We start from the raw sequence: 7,860 nt of genomic DNA, 5'->3' as shown, positions 1-7,860 counted from the left end.
CCACGCCGCGCGGCGCGGGGCGGGCGGGCCGGTCCGGACGCGCAGAGCCGGGCCCCGCGGTGCGGGACCCGGCTCTGCGGGGCTGCTGGCGTCAGCCGCGCGGCGTGGTGTCGCGGCGCTCCTTGATCTTGGCGGCCTTGCCGCGCAGGTCGCGCAGGTAGTACAGCTTCGCGCGCTTGACGTCACCGCGGGTGACGACCTCGACCTTGTCGATGATCGGGGTGTGCAGCGGGAAGGTGCGCTCCACGCCGACGCCGAAGCTGACCTTGCGGACGGTGAAGCTCTCGCGGACCCCGCCGCCGGTGCGGCGGATGACCACGCCCTGGAAGACCTGGACGCGGGACCGGTTGCCCTCGACGACCTTCACGTGGACCTTGAGGGTGTCACCGGCGCGGAACTCCGGGACGTCGGTGCGCAGGCTGGCTGCGTCGACGTTGTCGAGCACGTTCATGGCTCTCGCTCTTCTCCCCTGTCGACGCCACAGGTCATCGGTGCAGGCGTTGGGCCCGTGACGGTGCTCCCGGCCGGGCGCGCCCCCTGTGGCAGGCGCGCCCCACCACTGCCCGTGGGCAGCAGTCACCGGCCGTCACGGCTCGTTGGTGGTGTCAGCGGATCAGTCTGCCACAGCGGCGGTGGCCGGGCGGAATCCGCCGGTGGCGGGCACCCACCCCTCGGCGGCCAGGACGGCCAGGTCGGCCGCGTCGCAGCGGGAGGGGTCCAGCCGCGCCAGCAGGTCGGGGCGCCGGCGCGCGGTGCGCCGCAGCGCCTCGTCGCGCCGCCAGCGCTCCACGGCGCCGTGGTGGCCGCTGGAGAGCACCGCCGGCACCTGCAGGCCCCGCCAGCTCGCCGGCTTGGTGTACGCCGGGTGCTCCAGCAGCCCGTCGTGCTCGGCGGCGTGGCTCTCCTCGGTCAGGCTCGCCGCGTTGCCGACGACCCCGGGCAGCAGCCGGGCCACGGCCTCGGTGATCGCCAGCACGGCCACCTCCCCGCCGTTGAGGACGTAGTCGCCCAGGGAGACCTCGCGCACCCGGACCCGCGTGCGGTAGTGCTCCACCACCCGCGCGTCGATCCCCTCGTAGCGGCCGCACGCGAAGACCAGCCACGGCTCGGCGGCCAGCTCCACGGCCAGCCGCTGGCTGAACACCTCGCCCACGGGGCTGGGCACCAGCAGGACCGGACCGCGCTGCGCGGCGTCCGCGTCCAGGTCGGTGGGCGGGGCGGCGGGCGGGTCGGCGAGGACGGCGTCCAGGGCCTCGCCCCACGGCTCCGGCTTCATGAGCAGCCCGGCACCGCCGCCGTAGGGGGTGTCGTCGACCGTGCGGTGGCGGTCGCGGGTGTGCTCGCGCAGGTCGTGCACCCGCACGTCGAGCAGGCCCTGCGCCTGCGCCTTGCCGATGAGGGAGAGCGAGAGCGGCTGCAGGTACTCGCCGAAGATCGTGACGACGTCGATGCGCACTAGCCCTCGTCCCCGGGCGCCTGCTCGCCGGGCAGCTCGCGGAACAGCCCGCCCGGCGGGTCGAGGACGACGCGCCCGCCGGCGACGTCGACGGCGGGCACGAGCGCGGTGACGAAGGGCACGAGCACCTCCTCGCCGTCGGTGCCGGTGACGACCAGGACGTCCTGGGCGTTGCCGGTCAGCAGGTCGGCGACCGTGCCCAGCGCCGTGCCGTCGACGGCGACGGCGGCCAGCCCCTGCAGCTGGTGCGGGTACCAGGCGTCGTCCTCCTCGTCGGCGACGGCGTCCTCGTCGACGTCCACGAGCAGCAGCCGGTCGCGCAGCCGCTCGACCGCGTCGCGGTCGGCGACCCCGGCGAAGACGAGCAGCAGGGTGCCGTTGTGCCAGCGGGCCGACTCCACGGTCAGCCGCGCGCCGCCGGGCTCGCTGCGCAGCACCGCGCCGGGCGCGAACCGCTCGTCGGGGGTGTCGGTGCGGACCTCGACGGTCACCTCGCCGCGCACGCCGTGCGGGCGGCCGATGCGGGCGACGACGTACTCCACGGGTGCTCCAGGGGTAGGGGGAGGAACGACGGAGCGCCGGGGTCGCGGGTTCGCGACCCCGGCGCTCCGGGTGGGTGCAGCGTCAGCGGCGGTCGACGTCGACGAGGTCGATGCGCACCGACTTGCCGCCGGCCAGCGCACCGACCACGGTGCGCAGGGCCTTGGCCGTGCGGCCGGCCCGGCCGATGACGCGGCCCAGGTCCTCGGGGTGCACGCGGACCTCGAGCAGCGACCCGCGCCGCAGCGCCTTGGACGTCACGCGCACGTCGTCGGGGTGCCCGACGATGCCGCGCACGAGGTGCTCGAGAGCGTCCGCGAGCACCTCGTCAGGACTCCGAGGCCGGGGTCTCCGCCTCGGCGGGGGCCTCGGCCGGCGCCTGCGCGGCCTTGGCGGAGCCACCGGCGGGGATGCGCGGAGCCTTGGTGTTGGCGGCGGGGACCTGGTAGGTGCCCTCGGCGCCCGGCAGGCCCTTGAACTTCTGCCAGTCGCCGGTCACCTTGAGCAGCGCCGCGACCTGCTCGGTCGGCTGCGCGCCGACGCCGAGCCAGTACTGCACGCGCTCGGACTTGACCTCGATCGTCGAGGGGTGGGTCATCGGGTTGTAGATCCCGACCTCCTCGATGGCGCGACCGTCGCGCTTGTTGCGCGAGTCGGCGACGACGATGCGGTAGTGCGGCGCGCGGATCTGGCCCATGCGCTTGAGGCGAATCTTGACAGCCACGGTGTGGGGTGTCTCCCGGTTCTCATCTGGCGAGTGGACACCGCTCGGTGTGGGGACGCCGAGAGGTGGGACTCAAGGACGCGGACGACCGGGGTGAGAGGGTCCCTGGACGTTCGAGTGCACCCAGCATTGTGCCAGAGGTCGCGCACCCGTCTCGACACCGAGCCCGTCAGCCGTGCACGAGGCGCCCGCGCAGGACCACCCGCGGTCGGCGCAGCACGCCCAGGTCCGCGCGCGGGTCGCCGTCCAGGACGAGCAGGTCGGCGCTGGCCCCCTCGGCCAGCCCCGGGTGGCCCAGCCAGCGCCGGGCGGCCCAGGTCGCGGCGTCGAGGGCGGCGGTGCGGGACAGGCCGGCGGCGACGAGCTCGTGCAGCTCCTCGACCACCAGGCCGTGCGGCAGCACGCTGCCGGCGTCGGTGCCGGCGAAGACCGGAACCCCCGCCGCGTGCAGCGCGGCGACGTTCTCGTACCGCCGGGCGTGCAGCGCCCTCATGTGCGCGGCGTAGCGCGGGAACCTCGGCTCGCCCCGGTCGGCGATGCCCGGGAAGGTGGCGATGTTGACCAGCGTCGGCACGACGGCGACCCCGGCGGCCGCCACCGCGGCCAGCGTGGTCGACGTGATCCCCGTGCCGTGCTCGATGCCGTCCACCCCCGCGGCGAGCAGGTCCTCGACCCCCTCCTCGCCGAACTGGTGCACGGTGACGCGCGCACCCAGCTCGTGGGCGGCGGCCACCCCGGCGGCGAGGACGTGCGCGGGCCAGCACGGCGCCAGGTCCCCGCGGGAGCGGTCGATCCAGTCGCCGACGAGCTTGACCCAGCCGTCCCCGCGGCGGGCCTCCACCCGCACGTGCTCGACCAGGTCCTCGGGCTCGACCTCGTGCGCCAGCCCCCGCAGGTAGCGGCGGGTGCGGGCCAGGTGGCGGCCGGCGCGCACGATGCGCGGCAGGTCCTCGCGCTCGTCGATCCAGCGGGTCTGCGAGGCCGAGCCCGCGTCGCGCAGCAGCAGCGCACCGGCGTCGCGGTCGGTGCGCGCCTGCGCCTCGCTGGTGGCGTCGTCGACCTCGCCGGTGGGCCCGATGCCGACGTGGCAGTGGGCGTCGACCAGGCCCGGCAGCACCCAGCCGTCCAGCCGCGTCGTGGACGCGCCGGCGGGCCGCTCGAGGGTCAGCCGCCCGCCGAGCACCCACGCCTGGCCGACGACCTCGTCCGGGCCGACGAGCAGCGGCCCGCGCAGGTGCAGGACGTCCACGGCAGCCCCCGCGCGGCCGGTGCGCTCAGCGGCCGCCGAGGAACTTGTCGAAGCCCGGGGGCAGGTTGAGGTCGGCGGGGTCGAAGCCCTGCTGGGGGTCCGGCAGCCCGAACGCGGACCCGCCCTCGGCGGGTGCGGCCGCGCGGGTGGCGGCCTGCTGCTCCTGCTGCGCGCGCTTGGCGGGGTTGCCGCTCTTGCCCTTCTTGGAGCGCTGGGCGGCCGCGACGCGCGCCTTCTGCTTCTTCGAGCCGGCCGTGCCACCGGGGACGCCGGGCATCCCCGGGATGCCGGGCAGGCCACCGCCGCCCATGCCCTTGCGCAGCTGGCGCATCATCTTCTGCGCCTGCCCGAAGCGCTCGAGCATGTCGCCGACGGCGGAGACGCTCTGCCCGCAGCCGGCGGCCACGCGGGCGCGGCGCGAGCCGTTCATGATGCGCGGGCGGCGGCGCTCCAGCGGCGTCATCGAGCGGACCATCGCCTCGATGCGGTCGAACTCGCGCTCGTCGAAGGCGTCCAGCTGCTGGCGCATCTGCGCCATGCCCGGCAGCATCCCCAGCATCTTCTTCAGCGAGCCCATGTTGCGCACGGCCTGCAGCTGCTGGAGGAAGTCGTCGAGGGTGAAGTCCTCGTCGGCGGCGAACTTGGCCGCCATCGCCTGCGCCTGGTCGGCGTCGAAGGCCTTCTCGGCCTGCTCGATGAGGCTGAGGACGTCACCCATGTCCAGGATGCGCGAGGCCATCCGGTCGGGGTGGAACAGCTCGAAGTCGTCGAGCTTCTCCCCCGTGGAGGCGAACATCACCGGGCGGCCGGTGACGTGGCGCACCGAGAGGGCGGCACCGCCGCGGGCGTCGCCGTCGAGCTTGGTGAGCACGACGCCGTCGAAGCCCACGCCGTCGCGGAAGGCCTCGGCCGTGGCGACGGCGTCCTGGCCGATCATCGCGTCGAGGACGAAGAGCACCTCGTCGGGCGAGACGGCGTCGCGGATGTCGACGGCCTGCTGCATCATCTCGGCGTCCACGCCGGTGCGGCCGGCGGTGTCGACGACGACGACGTCGTAGTGCTGGCGCTGGGCGTGCTCCAGACCGGCGCGGGCCACCGCGACGGGGTCGCCCACGCCGTTGCCCGGCTCGGGGGCGAAGACGTCGACGCCGGCGCGCTCGCCGGTGATCTGCAGCTGGTTGACGGCGTTGGGGCGCTGCAGGTCGCAGGCCACCAGCAGCGGGCGGTTGCCGTTGTGCTTGAGGTGGCGCCCCAGCTTGCCCGCGAGCGTGGTCTTCCCGGCGCCCTGCAGGCCGGCGAGCATGATCACGGTGGGCGGGTTCTTGGCGAAGCGCAGCCGGCGGGTCTCGCCGCCGAGGATCCCGACGAGCTCCTCGTTGACGATCTTGACGACCTGCTGGGCGGGGTTGAGGTTCTGCTGCACCTCCGCCCCGGTGGCGCGCTCGCGCACGCGCTGGGTGAACTCGCGCACGACGGGCAGCGCGACGTCGGCGTCGAGCAGCGCGCGGCGGATCTCGCGGACGGTCGCGTCGACGTCGGCCTCGGACAACCGCCCCTTGCCGCGCAGCGACTTGAAGGTGGCGGTGAGGCGGTCGGAGAGCGTGGCGAACACGGTCACAGCCTAACCGGGCCCACCACCGCCCCCGGCGGGGCGAGCCTCAGCCCGGCACCTCGGCGGCGTCGGAGAGCACCTGGATGGCGATCGCGACCCGCGGCGGGGACAGCCGCTCCCCCGACGCCTCGGCCAGGTACAGCACGTCGACGGCCTGGGCGGCGTAGGTCGCCACGTGCGCGGAGCGGATGTCGATGCGCTCGCTGGCCAGCGCCCGGCCCAGCGCGTGCAGCAGCCCGGGCCGGTCGGCGGCGCGCACCTCCAGGACGGTGGCGCGCTCGGAGGCCCCGGGCAGGATGACGATGCGCGGGTGCGCGACCAGCGAGCGCACCCCGCCGCTGGGCCGCGGGGTCTGGGCGTCGCGGGCCGCCAGGCGCTCCAGCAGCGCGACGTCGCCGGCGACGATGCGCTCCAGGGCGGTGCGCAGCAGCTGCGCCGAGGGCGCCTCGCCGGTGGGCGACTCCACCCACCAGGAGTCCACGGCCACCCCGGCCAGGGTGCGCACGAGCGCGGAGCGCACCAGCAGGCGGTGCCCGGCCAGCAGCCCGGCCAGGTCGGCGAACAGCCCGGTGCGGTCGGGGGTGACGACGGTGACGACGAAGAAGCCGTCGACCTCGCGGACCCCGACGCGGGTGCGCCCGTCGGCGGCGACCGCGGCCGCCAGCGCCTGCTCCTGCTCGTCGAAGGGCGCCGGGCCCGGCGCCTGCTCCCCGCGCAGGCTCTTGGCCGCGCGGGCCACGAGGTCGTCGACGAGCCGGGCGCGCCACGGCGACCAGGCCGCCGGCCCGGCGGCGCGCGCGTCGGCCTCCGTGAGCGCCCGCAGCAGGTCCAGCACGGGGGCGCGGCCGTCGACGGCCTCCACGAGGGCGGCGACGGTCCGCGGGTCGTCGGGGTCGCGGCGGGTGGCCAGGTCCACCAGCGTCAGGTGCTCGGCGACCAGGCGCTCGACGACGGCGACGTCGTCGGCGTCCAGGCCGATGCGCCGGCAGGCGTCGCGGGCCAGCGGCGCCCCGGTGCGGGCGTGGTCCTGCGCGCCGGGCAGCTTGCCGAGGTCGTGCAGCAGCGCGGCCAGCAGCAGCAGGTCGGGGCGCTCGACGTCGCGCAGGAACGGCGCGGCGGCCACCGCGGTCTCGATGAGGTGGCGGTCCACCGTCCAGCGGTGCACGGCGTTGCGCTGCGGGCGGTTGCGGATGCCGGACCACTCCGGGACCCAGCGCGGCACCAGGCCGACCAGGTCCAGGGACTCCCACACCGGCACCTGCGCGGGCCCGCTGGCCAGCAGCTCCAGCAGCGACTCGCGCGCCGCGGGCGGCCAGGGCTCGGGCAGCGGCGGGCAGGTGGTGACGAGGTGCTCCAGCGTCACCGGCGACAGCGGCAGGCCGGCGCGCACGGCGGTGGCCGCCGCCCGCAGCGGCAGGCCGGGGTCGGAGGCGGGCTCGGCGCCGGCGCCCAGGACGACCTCGCCGTCGTGCTCGACGAGGCCGTGCCCCAGCGAGCGCATCCGCGGGCGGCGGCCGGCGGCGCGGAAGCGGCGGCTGGGCACGGACTGGCGAGCGCGGCGGGTGGTGACGTCGACGGCCGCGGCGATGGTGCGCGCGGCCTGGGCCACGGCGGCGAGCAGCAGGTCGGCGTCGGCGTAGCCGCACACGACGGCGGTGGCGTCCTGCTCGGCGAGCACGAGGCGGTCGCCGGGGCGCCCGGAGGAGGTCTGCAGGCCGTCGCGGACGTCGAGCAGGACGGTGTGGGCCTCGTCGACGGGGCCGTGGGGGCGGTCGGTGAGCCAGCTGGCGGCCAGCGCACGCAGCGTGACGGCGTCCCGCAGCCCGCCGCGGGCCTCCTTGAGGTCGGGTTCGAGCAGGTAGGCCAGCTCGCCGAAGCGCGCGGAGCGCTCGGCGAGGGCCTCCAGCACCTGCGGCAGGCGGCGGCGGGCGCCGGCGCGCCAGTCGTCCAGCAGCTGCCCGCGGGTGCGGGCCACCAGTCCCCGGTCGCCGGCGACCACGCGCAGGTCGAGCAGGCCGGTGGCCGCGGCGAGGTCGGCGGCGGCCACCTCGCGGCACTCCTTGGCCGTGCGCACCGAGTGGTCCAGGCGCAGGCCCTGGTCCCACAGCGGGTACCAGACGCGGTCGGCGAGGGCGGCGACGTCGTCGGCGCCCAGGCGGCGGCCGTCGTGCAGCAGGACGAGGTCGACGTCGCTGGCCGGGCCGCAGTCGCGGCGGGCCAGCGAGCCCACGCACGCCAGCGCCACCCCGCTGGGGGCGGCGGGGTCGGCGGACTCGGCC

8 protein-coding genes are annotated in these 7,860 nt (G+C 76.3%); all 8 read right to left on the bottom strand.

Annotated features, from left to right (window positions below; all coding sequences use genetic code 11):
* Window positions 1-91: 91 nt before the first annotated feature.
* The gene (rplS, locus tag GTQ99_RS16350) at window positions 92-451 is read right to left on the bottom strand and encodes a 50S ribosomal protein L19 (RefSeq protein WP_166616796.1); all 360 of its coding nucleotides are present in this window, start codon (window positions 449-451) and stop codon (window positions 92-94) included.
* A gap of 162 nt (window positions 452-613) precedes the next feature.
* Window positions 614-1,456, bottom strand: coding sequence for a tRNA (guanosine(37)-N1)-methyltransferase TrmD (gene trmD, locus GTQ99_RS16345; RefSeq protein WP_166616795.1), 843 nt, complete (start codon window positions 1,454-1,456; stop codon window positions 614-616).
* The gene (gene rimM, locus GTQ99_RS16340; protein WP_166616794.1) at window positions 1,456-1,998 is read right to left on the bottom strand and encodes a ribosome maturation factor RimM; all 543 of its coding nucleotides are present in this window, start codon (window positions 1,996-1,998) and stop codon (window positions 1,456-1,458) included. Before rimM ends, trmD begins: the two co-directional genes overlap by 1 nt.
* 82 nt (window positions 1,999-2,080) lie before the next feature.
* Entirely contained in the window at window positions 2,081-2,320 is a 240-nt protein-coding gene (locus GTQ99_RS16335; RefSeq protein WP_166616793.1) for an RNA-binding protein, read from the bottom strand.
* Between the two features lie 4 nt (window positions 2,321-2,324).
* Window positions 2,325-2,720 (bottom strand): 30S ribosomal protein S16, encoded by a 396-nt coding sequence (gene rpsP / locus GTQ99_RS16330; protein ID WP_166616792.1) that lies wholly within the window; start codon window positions 2,718-2,720, stop codon window positions 2,325-2,327.
* A 169-nt stretch (window positions 2,721-2,889) separates the two neighbouring features.
* Window positions 2,890-3,969 (bottom strand): amidohydrolase family protein, encoded by a 1,080-nt coding sequence (locus GTQ99_RS16325; protein WP_166616791.1) that lies wholly within the window; start codon window positions 3,967-3,969, stop codon window positions 2,890-2,892.
* Window positions 3,970-3,994: 25 nt separating this feature from the next.
* Complete coding sequence (gene ffh, locus GTQ99_RS16320; protein WP_166616790.1) at window positions 3,995-5,581, bottom strand: signal recognition particle protein; 1,587 nt, start codon at window positions 5,579-5,581, stop codon at window positions 3,995-3,997.
* Window positions 5,582-5,627: 46 nt separating this feature from the next.
* Window positions 5,628-7,860: [protein-PII] uridylyltransferase (locus GTQ99_RS16315; protein ID WP_205707626.1), on the bottom strand; the 2,233-nt coding region annotated here is incomplete at its 5' end.

The sequence above is a fragment of the Kineococcus vitellinus genome (genome assembly GCF_009906315.1).
GTDB classification, from domain to species: Bacteria; Actinomycetota; Actinomycetes; order Actinomycetales; family Kineococcaceae; genus Kineococcus; species Kineococcus vitellinus.
Note: the sequence above shows the minus strand (reverse complement) of the source record. Positions and strands in the feature narration are given on the sequence as shown.

Excerpts from the sequence above, each read along its gene's own strand:
- rplS (WP_166616796.1), bottom strand. The coding sequence starts at position 451 with ATGAACGTGCTCGACAACGTCGACGCAGCCAGCCTGCGCACCGACGTC.